The organism is Pedobacter alluvionis (genome assembly GCF_003664035.1).
GTDB lineage: Bacteria > Bacteroidota > Bacteroidia > Sphingobacteriales > Sphingobacteriaceae > Pedobacter > Pedobacter alluvionis.
In genome coordinates, this window is record NZ_RCCK01000015.1 from 313,744 (window position 1) to 335,998 (window position 22,255).

A 22,255-nucleotide genomic window follows, 5' to 3' on the forward strand; every position below is an offset into this window, starting at 1 on the left:
ACAATCCCTAACGCAAACCTAACTTTTATAAAACTGAGTTCGAAAACTTAAACCCAATCTTTAAAAGGCTTAACCGTTAAATTAGAGTTATAATATTTTTCTTCTTCGGTAACTTCTTTACCTATCCAATCGGGCAAATCGAAATTTTCTTCTTCGCTTTCCAGCTCAATTTCTGCAACAATCAAACCCAGGTTGTCACCAGAAAATACATCCACCTCCCAAAGCTTATCGTTAAATTTAATTTCATAACGTGTTTTCGAAAGTTCAGAAACAGCAAAATTGTCTAATAATTCTGTTGCTTCAGTTACCGGAATTTCATATTCATATTCTAACCGTGTTGCGCCAATGGTTTGACCTTTTATGGTTAAAAAACCTTTAGTTTTTGTAGCCCTTACCCGTATCGTTTTATCTTTATCAGTGAGTAAATAGCCCTGTCTAAAAAGTTTTCCTTCCGGTTTGTTAAGGTTGTCCCACTTATGGTGATCAATTAAAAATTTGCGCTCTATTTCTTTGCCCATTGTAGATATTTCGTCTTTCCCGCGAAAACGGGAATCTTAATGCTGATTGGTTAACGTGCTCTTTTTTGTAAATCTGCAACAGGCATACTAATTAATCTTCCGATAGGCTGTTTGCCACGATAGGTAATTACGCGCAACATACTCGCATCTTTAGGTGCCTGTAATGCTGCTGTATATTTGGGATAAAAACGGTCGGGAGTAGAGTTGTCAAAGCTATAGTAGATATCCAAACCATCTATTTCTGGAGTTAATTCGATCATTAACTGTTTATCTGCGCTACGTTTTACGGTAAAAATAGGGTCGTAAATAGCTGGTGAGTATTTAACCTCTGCAAAATCTAAACGTTTGAAATGCTGTTGCGTACGATCAACAAAATTTGTCCAGTTTTTCTTTTCAATTGGGCTCCATATCGATTCGGCAATCGCAAAAGCACGTGGATAAACCATATATTCTACCTGGCGGAATGTGAAAATCTGTTCTGTCCAAAGGTTGGCTTGTGCACCAATCACATACTGTGCATTTACGCCAGCCGGAACAGGGTTAAACTGATAAGCTTTGTTTAACCTTAACGAAGCATAAACCTTTGGTTCGGTAATCGGATCCGCCTGCATATAATCTAAATAGGCAAAATCGGTTGGGCTCATCACCACATTGTGTTTTTCGTTAGCGGCCTGGATGCCATATTTCATTCCCCTCCAGCTCATCACTGCCGCTGTTGGCGATACGCCTCCTTCAAGAATTTCATCCCAGCCCATAAATTTTTTACCTTTCGAAATCACGATCTGTTCTACACGTTTTTCAAAATAGGCCTGAACTTGCGGAATGGTTTTTAAGCCTTCGCGAAGCATTAAAGCTTTAACCTGATCGTTCTTTTCCCAAAAATTATGAGGGGCTTCATCGCCACCCATGTGAATGTAATCGAAGGGGAAAAGTTTAGCTACCTGTGTAAGTACCGAATCTAAAAATACATACACTTTCTCGTTTGCCGGGCAAAGCGTATTATCAACCAAAGCTGTTGGTGGCGCGCCACGGCTCCAATCCATAATTTTTTCGCCAGAGCGAACTTTATAATTCACAGCATCTGGTGTACATGACAATTCAGGATAAGAAGCGATAATGGCTAAACTGTGCCCCGGAACATCAATTTCGGGTAAAATGTTCACGAAACGTTCTTGTGCATATTGCACCAACTCTTTTATATCTTCCTGTGTATAAAAACCACCATAGGTACGGGGTTCGTCAGGGGTTGGTGGGGTGAAATCGCCAAAAGTTCCGGTTTTTTTAACGCTCCAGGCACCAACTTCAGTTAATTTAGGCAAGCCTTTAATTTCGATTCTCCAGCCTTCATCGTCCGCTAAGTGCAAATGCAGTAAGTTAAATTTATAACGAACCATGTCGTCTATAAACTGTTTTACTTCCTGTTTAGTGAAAAAGTGGCGGGCTACATCGAACATTAAACCTCTCCAGCCCAATTTCGGATAATCTACCACATCAACGCAGGGTGCTTTCCATTTAATATCTTTCACCAGTTCTTTGCTTTCTATTTCGGCAGGGAAAAGCTGAAGCAAGGATTGAACGCCATAAAAAATCCCAGCTGGCTGGTTTGCTGTGATGACAACCTGGGTGGGGTTAACATTTAGTTTATAACCTTCTTTACCGAGTTGAGTATCTTCCTGTGTATTTAAAATCAGTTTAATTGTTGGGTGATTGGAATTACTCACTGTGCTTACAAATTTCCCTGTAGAGGTGGTAATCCGGTCTGATAAATAAGCGATGGATTGTTTTAATTCTCCACTTCTAACTGCTTGTAGAATTACATTTTCGGGTAAGGTAAAGCTTCCGGCTTTTTTTACCAATGAAACTGGCTCTGGGATAATAGCAATTGGTGTTTGTACAGCAGCACCTTCTGAGTCGCCGATTTCAGTTTCTGTAATGATAGATTGAGCGAAAGTATTGGCTGTAAAGAAACAGCAGGAGATAATCAGAAATAATTTTTTCATTAAAATAATTAAAACGGTTTAACCGGATAAGTATAATCCGCAATTTATTAAAAAAGATTTTAATCAATGGTATTTATGCGAAAGGAAATGTACAAGAAGTAAAGCGCGGAGCGTATGGCGGTTGGAGTTGGATAAAATCGCTCGTCATTTCGACTGAAGCGCAGCGAAATGGAGAAATCTATCTAGGCAGATTTCTCGACTGCGTTGCACTCCGCTCGAAATGACGGTAACTCAAAGATTTTTAGCCATAGATTAATTGCTGTCATTCATTATTTTACGCAATAAATTATACCTATCAAAGACAGAATCCTATAGTACGTCCATCATTCCTGCGCAGGAGCTATCGTGTGGACACATCTTTTTTAAATTTAGTTTAGGCGTTTTGCTAACCAACTTTAATAAAGCACGGATTTTAACCAAGGACGCTGTCAATCCCAAGAGCCGGAGAAATCAAAAAAACAGGTGCACGAAAGTAAAAATGGTAGTAACAAACCTGAAACGCAGTGGTTTTGTGTTCATAACCGATGATTTTATTTTAAAAAATATTGAACACAAAACGAAGTGTCGCTGTTTTTTTGATGCGTGTGAGATTGTGCAAAGGCTCATTGCTGGATTGGCAAAGCGCTTTGGGTACTTTGGCGCTCCAAAGTACCATGCCCCGCGGCATAGAGCGTAAAAAAACATTTATCTCTAAAGTATAGTTTTAAGATATCAAAGCTTGCTATTAGCAGGAAAGATGCTGAAATAAATTCAGCATGACGATCGACCTAGGTAACCACGCTAAAAACAAATGTAAATTAACAGAGATATGTTCACACGATAGGCGCAGGCCGGAATCTTAAAGTGCCTGCATTACGATTCCTCGCAGCCCAAGATTGGTAAAAAACTATCATTTATATCGGTTTACGCAATAAGTTTAACCCTCACGATGATATCTTTTTGATTTAAACTACAAAAACTGCGTTAACCATGCCCTGGCTTTCTGATCATCCGTAAATGATTTTATTGGGATAGGCGGGGTTTGAAACTTAAACAGGATTTTCATAATCAATTGTGATAAACCAGGTTTCGAAACCATTGCCATAGCAGTATAAATTTGAGACAACTGCTCTGTTGAAAATTTTCGTGTTTCTTTGTCCGGAACAGGAGAATTTTTTAAGTAAATTAACAATGGAACTTTCTTGTTATTGGTGATTTTCTTCACCAGCGCAACATTGGCCGAAATATTTTCTACAGTACGTAAAATGCTTTTGCCGTACGAAATCAGCATTCCGGTATCTGTTAATAAATAATCGGCAATCTCGCCTTCGATAAGGTTGTTATCTCTATCATTACCCATATTTTATCCCCTTAAATGATAACCTTTTGGTTTGGTAAAAGCCCTTAATCCCTGGTGGGATAAAGTAGCACCGATACCTGAATACTTTCTTCCGCTCCAGGGCAAGGCTGCACTCACCCGATCGCAGCAATTCCAATAACCCGAACCTGCATCAATCTGAGACAGTATTTTTTCAGCCCTTTCCTGATTGGCTGAATAAACCGATGCCGTCAAGCCATAATCGGTATCTTTCATCATTTTAACGGCTTCAATATCGTCTTTTACCTTCATAATGCCGATAATCGGGCCGAAACTTTCCTCCTGCATCACCAGCATATCATTGGTAACGTCCGTTAAAACTGTTGGCTCAAAATAATAACCTTTTCCTACAAGCGCTTTGCCTCCTGTTAACAATTTAGCACCTTTATCTAAAGCATCTTCCACCTGTTTTTTCAAGACCGCTATTTGTTCTTTCCTCGTTAAAGGGCCAATATAAGTGCCGTCGGCTGTGGGTGAACCACTTTTCCAGCTTTTAACTTCGGTAACAAAGGCATTTAAATAATCGTCGTAATTTTTCTCATGGACATAAATGCGCTCAACGGAACAACAACTTTGGCCATTATTGTAAAAAGCGCCATCAGCTGTACCAACCGCTGCAGCGACTACATCGGCCACATCATCAGCAATATACAAGGGATCTTTGCCGCCTAACTCCAACTGACAGGGAACCATTTTTGAAGCTGCTTTTTCGTAGATGAATTTTCCTGTTGTATAGGATCCTGTAAAAAAATAACCATCGAAGTTCATTTCTAATAGAGCTGCGCCTGTTTCTTTAGCACCAATGGCGATTTGGAAAACATCATCAGGTACACCTGCTTTTTTTAACAGTTTTTCGATCTTTAGTCCGGTTAAAGTAGCATATTCTGATGGTTTGTACATCACTGCATTACCACTTAAAAGTGCCGGAATAAAAACATTTACACCAACCAGGTAAGGATAATTCCATGCCGAAATGTTGCAGACCACACCTAAAGGTTCATATTTAATAACCTCTTTCAAACCCGGTTCCTCAACCATCACCTCATCAGCCAGATATTTTTCGGCATTAGCCAGCATCCATTTAATGCGTGCCCTTGCGCCGTTAATTTCATTACGCGATTGTTGTAAAGGTTTGCCTACTTCACTGGTTAATACCGAGGCCAGTTCTTCTATCTCAATTTCCAATAAATCAGTGAACTTAGCGATCACTAAAATTCTTTCCTGAAGGGTTTTATTTGCCCATAGGGGCTGCGCTTCTTTTAAAGCATCAAATTTTAGCTGAAGTGTAGATAAATTATCCTCCTCCAAACTGGTAATGATTTCTTCTGTTGCTGGGTTGATGATTTGCATATTATATATGATTTGCAGATTAAAGCGATTACACAGATTGAAGTTTTATTTGCGAATTGATTGCATGAATAAAAGCCTCATGTATATTTTTGCTAAATGGACTGTGCTGATCTTTCAAACGCTCGGGATGCCATTGCACAAATAACAAAAATGATTTTCCTTCCGGTTCCAATCGTTCCATGGCTTCGGTAACCCCATCAGGAGAAATTGCACTCACCACAAGCCCTTTTCCAGTTTTATCGGTGCTTTGGTGGTGGTTGCTATTTACCAATCCTTTATTGGTATTTACAATCTGATTGAGCCATGAAGATGGATTCACCAAAATTTCATGGTAGCGGTCCGATTTATCGTGCATTTTAGAATGATCGAATTTTCCCCATGATGGAATATCAGGGATCAAAGTTCCGCCAAAAAATACGTTGCCCACCTGCATGCCGCGGCATATACCTAAAACCGGGATTGAATGAGCTTCCGTATAGGTTAAAACTTTAAATTCGAACTCATCGCGTTTTTCATCGATATCATCCTCGTAGCAATAAGGATAATATTCAGGCTGGTTATAAAATCTCGGATGCACATCTTCACCACCGGTTAAAACAATACCATCGCATTTTTTGATCTCATCGAAATTGTTAAGCTTGTATCCGAGCTGGATTACTTCTAAATTTTTATTGTAAGATAATACCCAGTCGCGGTAAATGGCATACTTGCTGCAATCGGTAACGCCAATAGTTATTTTATCAGACATAGTCTTTTATGTTTTAGCCACAGATTTTCACAGATGAGCACAGATTTGGATTGCGATCTATACCACCTTTTATCTGTGCTCATCCTCTTTATCTGTGGTTAATGATTACTTAAAGAGCACTTAAGTACAATTGTTTAAAATCTTCTCTGCTTACCGGTTTAGGATTGTTTGGATGTGCAAAATCTGCAAAGGCTAAATCGGCAAGTGTTTCAATGTGTTCATTTTTAACGCCAATATCACTCAATTTATGCGGAATATTTACTTTCGTATTTAAATCGAACAGATATTTTACAACAGCTTCGCCATTTTCATCTTTAAGGTCCAAAGTCCGGGCAATTTTTTTAAACCGGTCTTCAAATCCCGCAATGTTGAACTGCATACCGTAAGGAATATTCACAGCATTTGCCAGGCCATGGTGGGTATCTAAAAGAGAAGAAAGAGGATGCGCCAGCGAGTGGACTACGCCTAAACCTTTTTGAAAGGCAATGGCGCCCATCATCGAAGCCATTAACATTTTGCTACGGCTTTCTAAATCGGGCTTATTGGTGGCGCGTTCCAATGAATCTTTGATCAACGAAATACCTTCTAAGGCAATTCCATCACACATCGGGTGGAAGTTTTTGGCCAGATAAGCTTCCATATTGTGGGTTAGGGCATCCATCCCTGTTGCCGCCGTTATAAAAGGTGGTAAATCCATGGTTAACTCTGGATCTGCAAAAACGATCTGCGCCATTAATTTGGGCGAGAAAAGGATTTTCTTTTGGTGGGTTTCATCATCGGCAATAATGGCACTGCGGCCCACCTCACTTCCCGTACCTGATGTGGTTGGAATGGTAATAAAATGAGGAACATCGTTGGTTACATAAATATCGCCGCCGATTAAATCATCATATTTAAATAAATCTTCTCGGTGGTTAACACGCAATACAATGGCACGGGCAACATCCAATGCTGCACCACCTCCAATACCTATAATGCTATCGCGATGGGTAGCATCCCAGGCATCGGTACCTTTGTAAACATCGCTTTTTACCGGATTTTTGTGTATGTCGCTAAAAACCTCAACAGAAATATTTTTTGACTTTAAATCTTCTACAATGCTTTTAAAAAACGGAAGCTGGGCAATGGTAGGATCGGTAACAATTAAGGGAGCTTTTAAATTGTTCTTAATTAAGTAGGCTGGCAATTCTTTTACCGCACCTGCACCAAAACGGATGGTTGTAGGGAAATTAAACTGATGTATTTTATCAAATATCATGATAGTGGCTTATCTTTTGTTTTTTCCGAGTTCGCGTCATGCCGAATTTATTTCAGCATCTATTTTACATAACGACTCTATTAGTTAAATAATTTCTAAATACCTTTTCAACTCCCAATCGGTTACCACTTTGGCGTATTGCTTACATTCCCATTCCCGTGTCATCGTAAAATGATCAACGAAATTTTCTCCCAATAATGTTTTGGCCAGATCAGAATTTTTCATCTTTTGTGTGGCCTCAAATAAATTACGGGATAATACACCGTTTGATAGATCGGTATATCCGTTTCCTTTGGTCGCAGGCTGTTCCAGTTTAAGCTTGTTTTTAACACCATACATTCCGGCGGCTAAACAAGCAGAAAGTGCCAAATATGGATTGGTATCTGATCCCACAATCCGCGTTTCCAACCGTGAGGCTTTTTTACTTCCCGGCAAAGCGCGCAATGCCGTAGTGCGGTTGTCGATGCCCCAGGTTACGGTGGTTGGTGCCCATGCACCTTCGACCAAACGTTTATAGCTGTTTATGGTAGGGGCAATCATCGGCAAAAGGTGCGGTAGGCAATGCAGCTGACCAGCGATATAACTTTTCATGGTTTCGCTCATTTTATTCGGATCCTTTTCCTCATAAAACAGGTTGGATTTATTTTTGCTATCCCACAGGCTTTGATGCACATGTCCGCTGCAGCCAGGTAAGTTTTCGCTTATTTTAGCCATGAAAGTGGCAAGGATTCCATGTTTGTAGGCAATTTCCTTTACGGCTGTTTTAAATAAAATCGCTTGATCGGCAGCTTGTAAAGCCGGAGCATATTTGATGGCAGCTTCGTAAACCCCTGGTCCTGTTTCCGTATGCAAGCCTTCAATCGGGATGTCGAATTTATTCAGCAGTTCGAACAGGTCGCCCATAAATTCATTCCGGTAAGTGCTTCTTAAAATAGAATAGCCAAACATGCCCGGGCTTAGAGGTTTTAAGTTGGTAAAACCTTTCTCATGAATGGTTTCTGGCGTTTCCGAAAAATTGAACCATTCAAATTCCTGTGCAAAAAGAGGTGAGAAGCCTTCATTTTCACATTCTGTGATCAGTTTTTTTAGCAGCTGTCTCGGGCAAACAAAATTTGGTTGATCCTGGTCATCAATAAAATCGCCCAAAAAGAATGGCACCTCATTTTCCCATGGGATTTTTCGAAAGGTGTTTAGGTCGATTTTCACCTGAGCATCCGGATAACCTGTATGCCAACCCGTGTATTTTCCATTTTCGTAAGCCAGATCACCTGCATCCCAGCCGAAAGTAACATCACAGAAACCCAGTCGGCCTTCAACCAGCGAAGTAAACTTTTCGGCAGCGACATATTTCCCTCTTAGAATGCCGTCGATATCAGCAACAGCCAATTTAACTTTTCCAGAATTATGATTTTTTACGTAATCAAGTATTTCTTTGCTCTTACTCATTAATCTGCCTTTTTAAAAATTTTATATAGAAGAAATATGCCTAAAACAATGCTTGAGTAAATTAAACCTAATTTAAGATTATAAATCAGCATTGCGATGAAAGAAACACAGGAAATAATTAATGCGATGATGGGAAATAATGGATAAAACGGTGTTTTAAAAGGCCTCGCCATTTCCGGACTGTTTTTTCTGAGCACCATTACCGAAATCATCGAAATAATATACAACGTTAATGCGCCAAACACCGAAATGATAATAATTTCGGCAGTTTTACCAGATAAAAGAGCAATGATGCCGATTACCATATTGCCAATTAATGCATTTGCCGGGGTTTGAAATTTCGGTGAGATTTTCCCCAATATTGCGGGGATACTTTTTACCCTGCCCATTTCATAAGTAGACCTGCCCGCTGCTAAAACCAATCCATGGAAGGAGGCTACCAATCCAAATAGGCCAACCGTAATGAGTAAGTGGTACATTAAATGATTATCGCCGGTTATCATCGAAAGGGCGAGGGGTAAAGGTGAATCGGAAGTCTCGCCCGATTTCCCGTTTTTATATACAATGGCTTCCCAGCCACCAATACCAATGGTGGAGATAAAAACAAGGACGCATAAAACAACCAAAGTAAATATACCCCAGCCAAAACCTTTGCTGATATCGCGCTGTGGGTTCTTGGTTTCCTCGGCTACATTGGCAACCCCCTCAATACCGAGGAAAAACCAGATAGCAAAGGGAATAGCCGCAAAAACACCACTCCAGCCATTTGGAAAGTTGTTCTGCACCAGGTTTTCAGCATGAAATTTGGGTAAGGTAATGCCTGAAAACAGCAACAGCTCGCCAACAGCCAAAATGGTGATAATGACTTCGAACGAAGCAGCAGCCTTTATACCATAAACATTTAAAGCCGTAAAAATGAAGTACACCGCAATTGCACTGGTAAGAATGGGTACCTGCGGGAAAAATGCATTAAAATAAGCGCCTATGGCGAAAGCAATGGCAGGCGGCGCAAATATAAATTCGACCATTTGGGCAATACCCGCAATAAAACCAATGTTTTTGCCCAACGCTGTATTGGCATAATCGAAAACACCTCCAGCTTTTGGTATGGCGCAGGCCAGTTCGGCATAACTCAAACTAAAGGTAATATACATCACCATGATGGCAACCGTAGCAATAGCCATACCCAGGGTGCCACCTTTTTCGAGGCCTAAATTCCAGCCGAAATACATCCCCGAAATTACATAACCCACGCCGAGCCCCCAAAGCATAAAGGGAGTAAGCGTTTTCTTTAAGCCATCTTTTTGTTCCATGGGTAGGATTTACAAGATTTAAATAGGTTTATAAAATTTGCTCGAAAATGATAAACTATTAGCCTCGGTATCTGATGTTTAAAGTAGTAATTATTTTCGAATCATTTCACTATCACTCGTAATTGCTGCAATAATTTATTGTTAATTTTTTTTAAAGCGCTTTTGGGCATTTACCAGTTTTGCTACCTTGCATTACCAAACAATATCTTTATGCACGAAAACGCTCTTCGGCCTTCTGAAAATTTTAAAAAGATGGCAGCCAAGTCTGTACAGGCTATTACCTTATTTGTTGCCACCTATATAGTATTAATAATATTTACATTGGCGCTAACCGCAGTTTCCTGTTATTTGGGGATAAAGCTCATGGAATACATCAGCTCTTCCGTTACTTTTATTTTGGGCATTGGTTTGATAGGTTTTGGTTTTATGATCCTGTTTTTTCTGGTCAAGTTTATGTTTAAGAGCAATAAGCTGGACAGGTCTCATTTATTGGAAATTACCAGGGCCGATCAGCCTGAAATCTTTAAAATGATTGATGAAATTGTTTTAAGTGTACAAACAGATTTTCCGAAAAAAGTATACCTATCTAATGAGGTTAATGCTGCAGTTTTTTACGATTCGAACTTTTGGAGCATGTTTTTCCCAGTGCGTAAAAACCTGATGATCGGATTTGGTCTGATTAATACCACCACTGCTGATGAACTGCGTGCAATATTAGCCCATGAGTTTGGCCACTTTTCGCAAAAGAGCATGAAGGTTGGTATTTATGTATACCAATTTAACAAGATTATTTACGATATGCTTTATGAAAATGAAAGTTATGATAAAGTAACGCGTGGCATAGCGAACGCAAGTTCTTATATTGGTATTTTTGTGCTGATTTCTGATAAGATAATCGGTTTAATGCAACAGATTCTAGTGCGTGTTTATCAGGTTTTAAGTGAGAGTTATAGCAAACTTTCGCACGAAATGGAATTTCATGCCGATGCAGTTGCTGCAGTTACCGTAGGTTCTAAACCCCTTGTTGATTCGTTATTGCGCATGCAGCTCGCAAGCCGTTCTGTAGATATTATCTATAACTATTACGAAAGAAAAATCGATGATTGTGTTATTTCGGCAAATATTTTTCCACAACAGATTTTGGTAATGAATTTTTTGGCTCAAAGGAATAAACTGCCTTTCGAAAATGGATTCCCGCAGGTGAGCATTGGTTATTATAACCGCTTTAACAAATCAAAAATATCCTTTTCCAATCAATATAGTTCACATCCAGAAACCGATGAGCGTATTAAAAGATTAAATGACCTCAGAATTCCTGTTGGAAAACCATACAATGAGATGGCGAACACACTACTTGTAGATCAGGAAAGAATAGCTGAAAAATTTACAGCACAGATATTCCAGCGTGCAGTTTACCGAGAGCAACCATCGGTACAGCACTTAAGTGACTTTGAAGTAGATTTTTTGAAAGAAAATGATCAAAATTCTTATCCAGATATTTTTAATGGTTATTTCGATTATAGAAATCCCTATCATCAGTTTAATATAGATTCATTTGATCTGCCAACAATTCCATCTGAATTGAGCGTTGAAGAGTTTTTTGATGATACCAACTTAAGCGTAATGTATGAGTTGAAGGCATTGGAATCAGACCTGGCTACAATAGATAATATAGATTCACAGGTGATCAATGTTAAAACATTTAATTACGATGGTAAAAAGTATTCGCTGGCTGATTGTAGGGCAATGATTGATTATTTGAAGGGTGAAATAAGCAAGAAAAATGGGCAATTGGCTCTGCTCGATGTAAAGGTTTTTGAATATTTCAGGTTTTTGGCAAAAGAAAATCAAATTGAAGCAACATTTAAATCGCTTTCGATCAAATATAAGCAGGTAGCCGAAGAATTTACGGTTCAAGAGAATGCTTATTTAGATCTGGCCAATGCAACAAGATTTATGCATACATCAGCATCCAAGGAAATGATCAAAAGAAAGATGGTGGTGGTTAAAAAAGAAGAGAAAAAATTTAAGGATTGTTTGATTGCAATCGTTAATGATGATGCGTATGCCAGTTTAATAACAGAAGAGGCAAAAACAGTCCTCACTGAGTACTTAAAACACAATTACAAGTATTTTGGAGCAGATCTTTATTTTGATGAAGAGCTTAAGGACTTATTTTTTGCCATGAATTTTTTTGGAGGAGTTATATCCGAAAGGCATTTTCTCACCAAAAAAGAACTTCTGGCGTTTAGCGCAAAATTAGCAAATCCGATGTTTAGCTGAATAAAAAAGCCAGTAGTTAATACCACTGGCTTAAATCTTACTCCGAATCTCGGTTTTTATTCACAATCTGACTGTCCCTCGTATTCTTCTGCACTGTTATAGCGCCGAAAAGCGAGAGTAAAAAGGCAAAGGCATAAAAACCCTTTTCGCTGGGTAATAAAGTGGCATTCCACAAACCGATTACTAGTAAAGTGATGGTGAGCAGGGTAGAAAACCAGCTAAGGCCATAATAAATTTCGGTAACAGGAATGCCTTCCAGTTTATCGCGAACAGCTTTTTGTAAAGAAATTACGGCGAAAAGGCCAAACATTAATACGGTGAAATAATATCCTTTTTCATTGAGAAGCATATCAGAACGCCACAGACCTACAATAAAGCCGATCATTCCGATACCTAATGCCATCCAGGCAGCTGCTATAAATGCATTTGATGGTTTTTGATTCATTGTTTTGAGATTTAATTTAATTCAATAGTCAACGCTAAAGATTGGTAAAAGGTATAAAAATTAAAAGAGAGTATTTTAAATTATTTTTGAATACTGAGCCTGGGAGATAATTATTATGGGATTGGGCTATCTCACATCAATAAAATAATCTGGGTAAAGATAGAAGGGGTGTACAGGTGGAATAGAATATAAAATCTGTGTTTATCTGTGTGCATCTGTGGTTGAAAATTCTTGATGGATTTAATTACAATGCATTATGGAAAGAAAATCAAACAAAATCCTATCTTTTGCATTATAGCTGTATAATCTTATCTTAGTTATATGCGAACATTGCTTACTTCTGCTCAAATGCGCAGTGCTGATCAGTTTACGATTGCCAATAAACCCATTGCTTCTATCGATCTGATGGAAAAAGCGGCGAGGGCTTTTGTTCAAGCTTTTTTAAGAGACGAGTTCGATCCCAATAAAAGCGTAGCTATAATCTGCGGAAAGGGAAATAATGGGGGAGACGGATTGGCTATTGCACATTTGCTTATCGCTAATGGATATGAGAATTTAAAAGTCTACATCATTAACTTCAATGAAAAGCAGAGCGACGATTTTGCAATCAACCTGCAACGGATTGAGGAAACACGCTGTAAAAAAACGATCATTAATCAGGCTTCTGATCTAAAGCATCTGAAAGCCGATTTAATTATTGATGCCATTCTAGGCTCAGGCTTAAATAAGCCTTTGAGTGGAGAATTTGAAGCGCTTGTGCAGGCCATAAACAAGCTGAATAAAAAAGTGTATGCGGTTGATGTACCAACAGGTTTTTTTGCTGAAGGTAAACTCCCGAAAGATTATAATGGTATAAAAGCCTACAAAACAATTTGTTTCCAAAGGCCGAAAATTAATTTTTTCTTCCCTGAGTCGGCCTTGGCGACTGAAAAATATGAAGTGGTAGATATTGATCTGGATGAGGCTTTTATCCAAAAACAAGATGCTGATTTCTATTTAGTGGAAGAAAGTGACATTGAGAAAATCCTGCAGCCCCGAAAATTGTTCAGCCATAAAGGTACTTATGGTCACGCACTGGTTATTGCAGGAAATACCAATACCATGGGCGCGGCTTTGCTTTCTTCTATGGCTTGTTTACACACAGGTGCGGGATTAACCACGGCTTCTATTCCACAGAGTGGCTTAGCCGCCTTAAATACTACTTTGCCAGAAGTCATGGCGCTGCCAAGAGATGAATACACAAGAATAGAGAACCTAAAGAAATATCAGGCCATTGCTATAGGTCCAGGTTTAGGTACTGAAGCAGAAAATGAAAAACTGCTCGAAAGCCTGATTTTGGCTAACCAGATGTTGATCATTGATGCAGACGCTTTAAATATTTTAGGTGAAAGGCCCGATCTGATCGATAAACTCGCCGCAAATACCATCATCACCCCACACGTGAAAGAGTTCGATCGCTTATTTGGTGAACATGATAATTGGTGGGATAGGGTGCAAACAGCTAAAGAACAGGCCTTAAAACAAAAGATCGTTATCACTCTTAAAAACCAGTATACTTTTATTTGCCTTCCAAAAGGCAAGGTACTCATCAATCCCACAGGAAATCCGGCGATGGCGCAAGGCGGAATGGGTGATATTCTCACCGGTATTATTGCAGGTTTTGTAGCGCAGAAATATTCGGCAACAGATGCCGCTATTCTGGCCTGCTACATTCATGGGAAAGCAGGCGATTATCTAGCGCAGGAACAATTTGTGGTTACTGCATCGCATCTTACCGCCAGGATATCAAAAGAAATTAAAGCACTCATCTCAACCTAGTTTGTGATGTGCTTAGCCACAATTGTGGAAAAAAAACCTTTACTAAACTACTATTTTTTTAGTTTATAATTGATAGTTTACACAATATTTAAATAACAGATACTTTAAAAACGGAAAACAAAATTATTATGGCACAAAAAGAGTACACGCTGAACGAACTCATTAAGGAATCAGCAGAAAACCCGGCAGAAAACGATTTTTTTGAACTGGAAAAACCGGCCATGCTGGAGGTAAACTTAAAAAATCAAAAAATCCTGGCAAAAGCAGGTTCGATGGTTGCTTACATCGGAAATATCGATTTTAAAAGAGAAGGGCTGTTGAGCAAAGGTTTGGGCGGTTTGTTAAAAAAAGCCATATCAGGTGAAGGTACTTCACTAATGCACGCTACCGGAACTGGCAAACTATATCTGGCCGATGAAGGGAAGAAAGTAAAGATCATCAAACTCCAAAACGAGTCAGTTTTTGTTAATGGTAATGATGTATTGGCTCTGGAAGAGAATATTAAAAACGAAATAAAAATGCTAAAAAGCATCGCAGGGATGATGAGTGGTGGTTTATTTCAGGTTAAACTTTCGGGCAGTGGCTACATTGCCATAACCACACATGGCGAACCAATTTTATTAAGGGTTACCGCCAATCAGCCTGTGTACACCGATCCGAATGCTACAGTAGCCTGGTCTGAGAATTTAACGCCTAACATTAAAACCAATTTAACTTTCGGTTCCTTCATTGGAAGGGGAAGTGGCGAATCTTTCCAATTAGAGTTTTTTGGCGAGGGATGGGTATTGGTACAGCCTTACGAAGAAGTGAAGTACGCAGCTAAGTCTTAATAGTAGAATCGTCCTCTCAACCGCGGTGGAGAGATCTTAATCGATAAGGTTTCTCCATTTCGTTCACTCGGGTCAACATGGTTTATACATTAAGAGCCTGTTTAAATTTTTATAGCAAATATTACAAAGCATTTTGCTGTCACGCTAAGCGTAATGGATTGCTTTTATTAATGTGTTGAAAGGGTCTTCGACTACGCTACCATTGACGTTATTTTACAAATTATTATTAATCAGTATTTTAATTACTTTAGTATTCCCAACCAGCTAGGCCATAGCACGATATCCCCGTTCTGCTTAAATCCCGCCTAACAAATTTTTCGGGTTGCACTGCCAAAGCCAACCTACTAGCTTCGAAAGAAAAATTTTCAGACGGCATTTTTTGTTTCTTTTTGATGCCAAAAAGAAAGAGCCCTTCGGCGGCGGCGAGCCGAGGCAGGACTGCGCCCTAGGGCGAAAGAAATAAATTAAACGTTACTCATATTGATTTTAAACAATTAATTAACAATCAGACTGACATACGAATTAATTTTTTTGGTCACAATTGTTAGTTAAAACTATGCACTTTAGTGCAAGACTTTCAGTTTCTAAAAATTTTATTATTTGTTCTCTATAGATTAAAATTATGCTTTTTCCGCCTGGAGTGGAGGAAAGAATTTCATTCTTTCTTTACCAAACCTATGCACTTTCAGTGCATAGTGGTTTAGTTATTTTTTAAACAGCCTCTAAATATATAGGCGATTTTTTTGGAAAGCAGTTGCAAAAGCATTTGGGTTTAGGCAGTCCTGCCATTCGCTTTATCCCGATGAAAAATCGGGATGCCCGCTCCTGTCAGGTTTAGGTGGCGTGGGCATTCATTCTATTTAAGGTTGTAAGGAGCAAAAAACCTTTAGCTTAAACGGTTTTCCTCCAATTTAACAGACATAATGGGTGTTGGTGCAGCCTTGTGAAGAAGTGAAATATGCAACTAAATATTATATTTTAATCGTCATCTCGACTGAAGCGCAGCGGAATGGAGAGATCTATCCAGACAGATTTTGCTTCGCAGAGCCTTCGGGTTCTCGACTTCGTTTCACTCGCTCGAAATGACGATTCTTTAGTTAAAAAACAGAAAATCCCGGCATTTTATCGATGTCGGGATTTTATATATTGATTAAATAATTTCTATCTACACACCGCCCATTACGGTTAACTTATCCATTGTAGGGTTAACGCTTCCGCCCATAGGTTCTAAGGTTACGGCAAATGCCTGTGCTTCCTGAATGGTCTGCATTTTTACCAGTGCCTCATTATTAGTCGAATCGGTTTTTCCAAAAACACCCAAGCTTACCGGTTTACCATTTACCAAGGCCCACAACTGATATTGATGTTCGGCATCGGTTTTTGGTAAATCCATAGCCACATAGTTAATCAGCACACTTTTATCTTTTTTGTTCCAGTAAACCTTCATTTTAGAAGCTGGACTAAATGCCTGCCCTGCCATACGGATGGTTGCCCACTCTTTGCTATCTGCCATGGCTGCCATATTATCTAAGCCCTGGTTCTCAAACTCCAGTTTGCTTACTATCCCGGCAAACTTTTGTTTATCCAGGTTTAAACTTGCAATCTGGTCATGCGCAGCGTTCAGTTTGTTATAAGTAATAAATAATGCCGCGGTACTTACTACCAATAAAGCTATACAGGCAACTAAGGCGTACCGTAAAGTTCTCACTTTCGCATCGCTTCCATCCAAACGTATAATTCTTGGTTCTTCTGTATAAATTGGTTCGGGTTGAACATTCACATTCTCTTCAACCTCACTTAACCCCAATTTTTCGAATAATCTTGTTTCTATATCTGCAGATGGTTCTATCGCATTTTGAACAGCATATTGCTCCATAGCTTGCTCAATGGCCGCTATTTCATCTCTTACCTCAGGGTTTTGAGATGCCATTTCCTCAACCTGCAACGTTTCTTCAGGTGATAAATCACCTAAAACGTACAGCTCAAGTACTCCGGATTCGATATATGCTTTTAAATTTTCCACGCTCAATTAAAATTCCTTCTCAATTCAATAATAGCCAACCGGATCCGGGTTTTCACCGTACCTAATGGCAGATCTAACTTTTCTGCGGCCTCCACATGTGTGAAACCCTTGTAATAAACTAAATCAAGAACTGCTTGTAAATCCGGTTTAAGGTTATCTACAAGTTGCTTAACACCAAGAACATCGGGGTTAAACGTAACCTTGTTTTGTTCATCAACGAAACTTACGTTATTTTCTATATCTTGGTTTTTGAGTGAATTCTTAAAGTCTTTAGAACGAAGTTTATCGATCGATAAATTGCGGGCAATATTCATCATCCAAGTAAACAAACGTCCTTTTGTATGATCATAGTGTGCTGCAGACTGCCAGATTTTTACGAAAGTTTCCTGTAAAACATCTTCTGCAAGCTCTGTGTGGGTAATAATGCGTGAAATAACGCCGTAAAGCGCCGAAGAATACATGCTGTACAGCGTTTTTAGTACCGCTTGATCTTTCGATTGCAGTGCTTGAACGAGTTCAGGTTCGGTTAGGGTTAATTTTTTTAATGCAGTCACTATTGATCACTAAGATACAATACAGAACACTAAAAGCAAAAAAATGTTTTAAAAATGCATTCCGCTTAGGAGTGCGATTTTTAAAACATTACTAGTCTATTTCTTAAAATATAATTATGCTATCCCTTCAATAGGGAAAAGGTGTTTTTCAGCATGGTAAGATGAACGTACCAGCGGGCCGCTTTCTACATATTTTAAGCCTTTTGCCAAGCCGGCTTCTTTGTACATCGCAAAAGTATCCGGATGGATCCAATCAACCACAGGATGGTGATTACGGGTTGGCTGTAAATATTGTCCTAAAGTTAGGATGTGAACGCCATTGGCCACTAAATCGTCCATGGCTTCGAAAATATCTTCTTCGGTTTCGCCCAAGCCAAGCATAATACCTGTTTTTGTTCTTAAACCAAATTCCGAAATTCTTTTTAAAGCTTCCAGGCTTCTGTCGTACTTCGCCTGGATGCGTACCTGCCTGGTTAAACGCTTAACGGTTTCCATATTGTGCGAAACCACTTCCGGACGTTCTTCTAAAACACGGTATAAATTATCCCATTGACCTTTAAAATCAGGGATTAAAGTTTCTAAGGTAGTAATCGGGCTTTCTCTGCGGATAGCCTGTAAGGTTTCTGCCCAGATAATTGAACCGCCATCTTTTAAATCATCACGGTCTACCGAAGTAATTACGCAATGTTTAACGCCCATTAACCTTACAGAATCAGCAATACGGTTAGGTTCGTCAACATCAACAGCCAATGGCCTGCCTGTAGCAACCGCACAGAAAGAGCAACTGCGGGTACAGATGTTTCCTAAAATCATGAATGTTGCCGTACCTGCGCCCCAACATTCGCCCATATTCGGGCAATTGCCGCTTTCGCAGATGGTATGCAGCTTATGCGTGTCTACTAAACTGCGAACTTGTGCATATTCTTTACCAACGGGTAATTTTACACGTAACCAATCTGGTTTACGTTTAACTTCAGTTACAGCAGGTACTACCGGTAAATCAATCATGTTACAAAGTTAATGAATAGGATTGAAATGTTACAACGTAGAAATGTTTGAAGGTTGTAATAATTGGGGTGATTGTTAATTGCGGGTTAGCTAACTTGCGAAGTCTGGCAGGGCAGGGGGCGGAGCTAGACTTCGCAAGTTTAGCAAGGACCTGCCTGTAGTGTCAGATATTTTTATCTGACACTAAAAATTTAATCTAAATCAATTTCAAAAGCAATCTGCCGTTTATTCTCTTTAAAGCCTACCCGTTCGTAAAATTGATGACTTTCAATACGTTTGGTGTTGCACCTTACCTTTAGTTTTTTCACCTGATGCTGTTCTGCCCAAAGTTTTACGCGTTCAATTAATTGTTTTCCAATTTTTAAATTGCGGTAAGTTTCATCCACTATCAAGCCTCCAATTTCGACAAACGGATCAGATTCTATTCTTAAGGTATAAAAACCATGGATCCAGCCTACTACTTTGTCGTCAACTAAAGCAACAAATGCACAGTTGTCGTTACTGTTATTAATGTGTTTAATTCTGGCTGATGTTTGCTTAATGTCATTCTCGTAACCCAATTGTGTGGACAGCCAGGTCACACTTTCTGCATCTTCTTTGGTTATTACTCTGATTTCGACCATCGTTAATAAGGTATTATGTTGAACTAAATTAGGATTAAAAAATTATTCTCCCATCAGATGGTATTATTTGACGGAATGCATGCCAGGCGCTGGCCAACTTACGAAGTTGCATGGGCAGGCGCTAGGGCTAACTTCGTAAGTTTACGGTCCCAAAAGCATCAAGCTGTGCCTCCTAAACCCTATTGAAGCGGCAGCCTGAGCCTCCTTGGCGAAGCTACAGCGGAAAGAGGGACTGCTGTTGCCGATAAGCAGTAATATACCTTTACTAATATTTGGGAAAAACCGATATTACAATCTTAATAATTAAAATTTTGTTTTACTGTCAGATGATAACATCTGACAGCACGGATACCGTTTATAAATGTTAGTTAAAAATCATAAGCTAAACAATGCAACTTTAAACGTTTTAACTTTCTAACTTAATATTACATTTGCAATATGAATACTGGCTTACTGCTATATAATACGCTTTCGCGCAAAAAAGAACTTTTTCAACCCTTAAATGCACCCAACGTTGGGATGTATGTTTGCGGTCCTACTGTTTATAGTGATGTGCACCTGGGTAATTGCCGCACGTTTATTTCTTTCGATTTAATTTTCAGGTACCTTAAATATACTGGTTATAAAGTACGTTATGTACGTAATATTACCGATGCAGGTCACTTAGAAGGCGATAGGGACGAGGGCGATGATAAATTTGCAAAACGTGCGAAATTGGAGCAGCTTGAGCCAATGGAAATTGTACAGAAATATACTTTGGGTTTCCATGATGTAATGCGCATGTTCAACACGCAGCCGCCAAGTATCGAGCCTACAGCTACCGGACATATTATTGAGCAGATTGAAATGATTAAGGTAATTATAACCAATGGTTATGGTTACGAAGTTGACGGCAATGTATATTTTGATGTAGAAAAATATAGCAAGGAATACAACTACACTATTTTAACCAACCGCAATCTCGAAGACATGCTGAACAATACCCGTGAACTGGGTGGCCAGGATGAGAAACACGGGAGGTTGGACTTTGCCTTATGGATAAAAGCAAAGCCAGAAACCTTAATGCAATGGCAATCGCCATGGGGCATGGGCTTTCCGGGCTGGCATATCGAGTGTTCGGCCATGAGCGCCAAATATTTGGGTGCTGAATTTGATATTCATGGTGGTGGAATGGATTTAGCAGCAACGCACCACACCAATGAAATTGCACAATCTGAAGCTTGCAGCCATAAACAACCTGCCCGCTATTGGATGCACACCAATATGCTTACAGTAAACGGTACGCGCATGTCTAAATCTGCAGGCAATGGTTTCCTTCCTTTAGAATTGTTTACTGGTGACCACCCTTTACTGAAAAAAGGCTTTAGCCCGATGACGGTGAAGTTTTTTATGTTACAGGCGCACTACCGGAGTACATTAGATTTTTCTAATGAAGCTTTAGATGCCTCGGAGAAAGGTTTTCGCCGCTTAATGGCTGCGATTGGCTTGTTAGATAAGTTAACAGTTTCTGAACAGAACGATTTCGATATTGATGCATTGAAAGAAAAATGTATTAATGCGATGAATGATGACTTTAACAGTCCGATTTTAGTCGCAGAGTTATTTGAAGCAGTTCGGATTATCAATACCGTGTACGATGGTAAAGGGAAAATCTCTGCAGAAGCACTGGAAAAGTTAAAGCAACTGATTAACGATTTCGTTTTCGATATATTAGGACTGAAAGATGAGGATGCCGGGGGTAACGACTTAAACGGCGTTTTAGATATGGTGATTAACTTAAGAACGGAAGCAAAAGCGAATAAAGATTATGCCACTTCTGACCGTATCCGTATTGGCTTACAAGAATTGGGAATCCAGCTTAAAGACGGCAAAGAGGGAACCACCTGGAGTAAGGCTTAGTTGGTACTAAGTCTACAGTCCAGAGTCATGAGTCGATTTTAGCAATGAAAAAAATTGGTTTGGTAGGTGGTATCAGTTGGGTATCTACTATAGATTATTATCGTTTTATAAATGAGGGTGTAAATGAGCGTTTGGGTGGGTTAAATTTCGCTGAATGTTTAATTTACTCCCTTAATTTTGGCGATGTTCAGGATAAAACCTGGGAAGGATCGTTTGATCTTTTACTCAATGCCTGCGAAAGTTTAAAACAGAGTGGGGCAGAAGCAATTGTACTCTGCGCCAATACAGCACATCTTTTTGCCGATCAGTTACAAGAAAAAATAGCTCTGCCTATTATCCATATCGGTACCGAAACCGCTAAAGCCATAAATGCTACTGGAATTAAAAATATAGGACTCTTAGGTACTGTATTTACTATGGAAAAGGACTTTTATATTAAAAAGCTCGAAGACCATGGGTTAAATGTTTTGGTGCCTTCTAAGAAAGAAACCCGCGATTATATACAGTTTACCCTTAAAGAAGAATTAGGTAGAGGAGTAATATTGGAAGAAACAAAGGCACAATATATCCAGATAATTAATGATCTGATCAAGGAAGGAGCTGAGGGGATAATTCTGGGATGTACCGAAATCCCTATGCTGATCAATCAGGATGACTTTGAGATTCCGGTATTTGATACTACCAAAATCCATTGCGAGGCGATCGTGGATTACATGCTTTCTTAGACCACACTTTAATATACTAGGGCTGAAAACAAATCTCATAAGTTTTCAGGCTCACCA

18 protein-coding genes are annotated in these 22,255 nt (G+C 39.3%); 5 read left to right on the forward strand and 13 right to left on the reverse strand.

Going from position 1 to position 22,255, the window contains the following annotated elements; genetic code table 11:
- Positions 1 to 47: 47 nt before the first annotated feature.
- The 8 genes from BCL90_RS23350 to eat form a co-directional block, all read right to left on the reverse strand.
- Positions 48 to 518, reverse strand: a complete 471-nt coding sequence (locus BCL90_RS23350) for a CYTH domain-containing protein (protein WP_121287716.1) — start codon at positions 516 to 518, stop codon at positions 48 to 50.
- 50 nt (positions 519 to 568) lie between these two features.
- The gene (locus tag BCL90_RS23355; RefSeq protein ID WP_121287717.1) at positions 569 to 2,518 is read right to left on the reverse strand and encodes a beta-N-acetylhexosaminidase; all 1,950 of its coding nucleotides are present in this window, start codon (positions 2,516 to 2,518) and stop codon (positions 569 to 571) included.
- A gap of 949 nt (positions 2,519 to 3,467) precedes the next feature.
- Positions 3,468 to 3,857: a SpoIIAA family protein gene (locus tag BCL90_RS23360; RefSeq protein WP_121287718.1), complete on the reverse strand. Its 390-nt coding sequence runs from the start codon at positions 3,855 to 3,857 to the stop codon at positions 3,468 to 3,470.
- Between the two features lie 3 nt (positions 3,858 to 3,860).
- Positions 3,861 to 5,225 carry an aldehyde dehydrogenase family protein gene (locus BCL90_RS23365; protein ID WP_121287719.1) on the reverse strand — a complete coding sequence of 455 codons (1,365 nt, stop codon included), beginning with the start codon at positions 5,223 to 5,225 and terminating at the stop codon, positions 3,861 to 3,863.
- A gap of 28 nt (positions 5,226 to 5,253) precedes the next feature.
- Positions 5,254 to 5,973 carry a gamma-glutamyl-gamma-aminobutyrate hydrolase family protein gene (locus BCL90_RS23370; protein WP_121287720.1) on the reverse strand — a complete coding sequence of 240 codons (720 nt, stop codon included), beginning with the start codon at positions 5,971 to 5,973 and terminating at the stop codon, positions 5,254 to 5,256.
- A 109-nt stretch (positions 5,974 to 6,082) separates the two neighbouring features.
- A complete protein-coding gene (locus tag BCL90_RS23375) occupies positions 6,083 to 7,231 on the reverse strand; it encodes an iron-containing alcohol dehydrogenase (protein WP_121287721.1) in 1,149 nt (382 codons plus the stop codon).
- Positions 7,232 to 7,315: 84 nt separating this feature from the next.
- Positions 7,316 to 8,677 (reverse strand): glutamine synthetase family protein, encoded by a 1,362-nt coding sequence (locus tag BCL90_RS23380; RefSeq protein WP_121287722.1) that lies wholly within the window; start codon positions 8,675 to 8,677, stop codon positions 7,316 to 7,318.
- The gene (gene eat / locus BCL90_RS23385; protein ID WP_121287723.1) at positions 8,677 to 9,990 is read right to left on the reverse strand and encodes an ethanolamine permease; all 1,314 of its coding nucleotides are present in this window, start codon (positions 9,988 to 9,990) and stop codon (positions 8,677 to 8,679) included. Before eat ends, BCL90_RS23380 begins: the two co-directional genes overlap by 1 nt.
- Positions 9,991 to 10,242: 252 nt before the next feature.
- Here eat and BCL90_RS23390 point away from each other — a divergent pair, with 252 nt between their 5' ends.
- On the forward strand, positions 10,243 to 12,273 hold the full coding sequence (locus BCL90_RS23390) for a M48 family metallopeptidase (RefSeq protein ID WP_166792260.1): 2,031 nt from the start codon (positions 10,243 to 10,245) through the stop codon (positions 12,271 to 12,273).
- A 37-nt stretch (positions 12,274 to 12,310) separates the two neighbouring features.
- Here BCL90_RS23390 and yiaA read toward each other — a convergent pair whose 3' ends face one another.
- The gene (gene yiaA, locus BCL90_RS23395; protein ID WP_121287725.1) at positions 12,311 to 12,718 is read right to left on the reverse strand and encodes an inner membrane protein YiaA; all 408 of its coding nucleotides are present in this window, start codon (positions 12,716 to 12,718) and stop codon (positions 12,311 to 12,313) included.
- A 321-nt stretch (positions 12,719 to 13,039) separates the two neighbouring features.
- Here yiaA and BCL90_RS23400 point away from each other — a divergent pair, with 321 nt between their 5' ends.
- Positions 13,040 to 14,536, forward strand: coding sequence for an NAD(P)H-hydrate dehydratase (locus tag BCL90_RS23400; protein ID WP_244095131.1), 1,497 nt, complete (start codon positions 13,040 to 13,042; stop codon positions 14,534 to 14,536).
- Between the two features lie 128 nt (positions 14,537 to 14,664).
- Positions 14,665 to 15,366, forward strand: a complete 702-nt coding sequence (locus BCL90_RS23405) for an AIM24 family protein (RefSeq protein ID WP_121287726.1) — start codon at positions 14,665 to 14,667, stop codon at positions 15,364 to 15,366.
- Positions 15,367 to 16,531: 1,165 nt separating this feature from the next.
- Here BCL90_RS23405 and BCL90_RS23410 read toward each other — a convergent pair.
- From BCL90_RS23410 to BCL90_RS23425, 4 genes are all read right to left on the reverse strand, one after another.
- Positions 16,532 to 17,389, reverse strand: coding sequence for an anti-sigma factor (locus BCL90_RS23410; protein ID WP_121287727.1), 858 nt, complete (start codon positions 17,387 to 17,389; stop codon positions 16,532 to 16,534).
- 2 nt (positions 17,390 to 17,391) lie between these two features.
- Positions 17,392 to 17,943 (reverse strand): RNA polymerase sigma factor, encoded by a 552-nt coding sequence (locus BCL90_RS23415; protein WP_121287728.1) that lies wholly within the window; start codon positions 17,941 to 17,943, stop codon positions 17,392 to 17,394.
- A gap of 114 nt (positions 17,944 to 18,057) precedes the next feature.
- Complete coding sequence (lipA, locus tag BCL90_RS23420; protein ID WP_025144173.1) at positions 18,058 to 18,951, reverse strand: lipoyl synthase; 894 nt, start codon at positions 18,949 to 18,951, stop codon at positions 18,058 to 18,060.
- Positions 18,952 to 19,142: 191 nt separating this feature from the next.
- Positions 19,143 to 19,574, reverse strand: coding sequence for a GNAT family N-acetyltransferase (locus tag BCL90_RS23425; protein ID WP_121287729.1), 432 nt, complete (start codon positions 19,572 to 19,574; stop codon positions 19,143 to 19,145).
- 438 nt (positions 19,575 to 20,012) lie between these two features.
- Between BCL90_RS23425 and cysS the strand changes: the two genes are divergently transcribed.
- Both cysS and BCL90_RS23435 read left to right on the forward strand, forming a co-directional pair.
- Complete coding sequence (cysS, locus tag BCL90_RS23430) at positions 20,013 to 21,473, forward strand: cysteine--tRNA ligase (protein ID WP_121287730.1); 1,461 nt, start codon at positions 20,013 to 20,015, stop codon at positions 21,471 to 21,473.
- A gap of 44 nt (positions 21,474 to 21,517) precedes the next feature.
- Positions 21,518 to 22,198 carry an aspartate/glutamate racemase family protein gene (locus BCL90_RS23435; protein WP_121287731.1) on the forward strand — a complete coding sequence of 227 codons (681 nt, stop codon included), beginning with the start codon at positions 21,518 to 21,520 and terminating at the stop codon, positions 22,196 to 22,198.
- Positions 22,199 to 22,255: the final 57 nt, after the last annotated feature.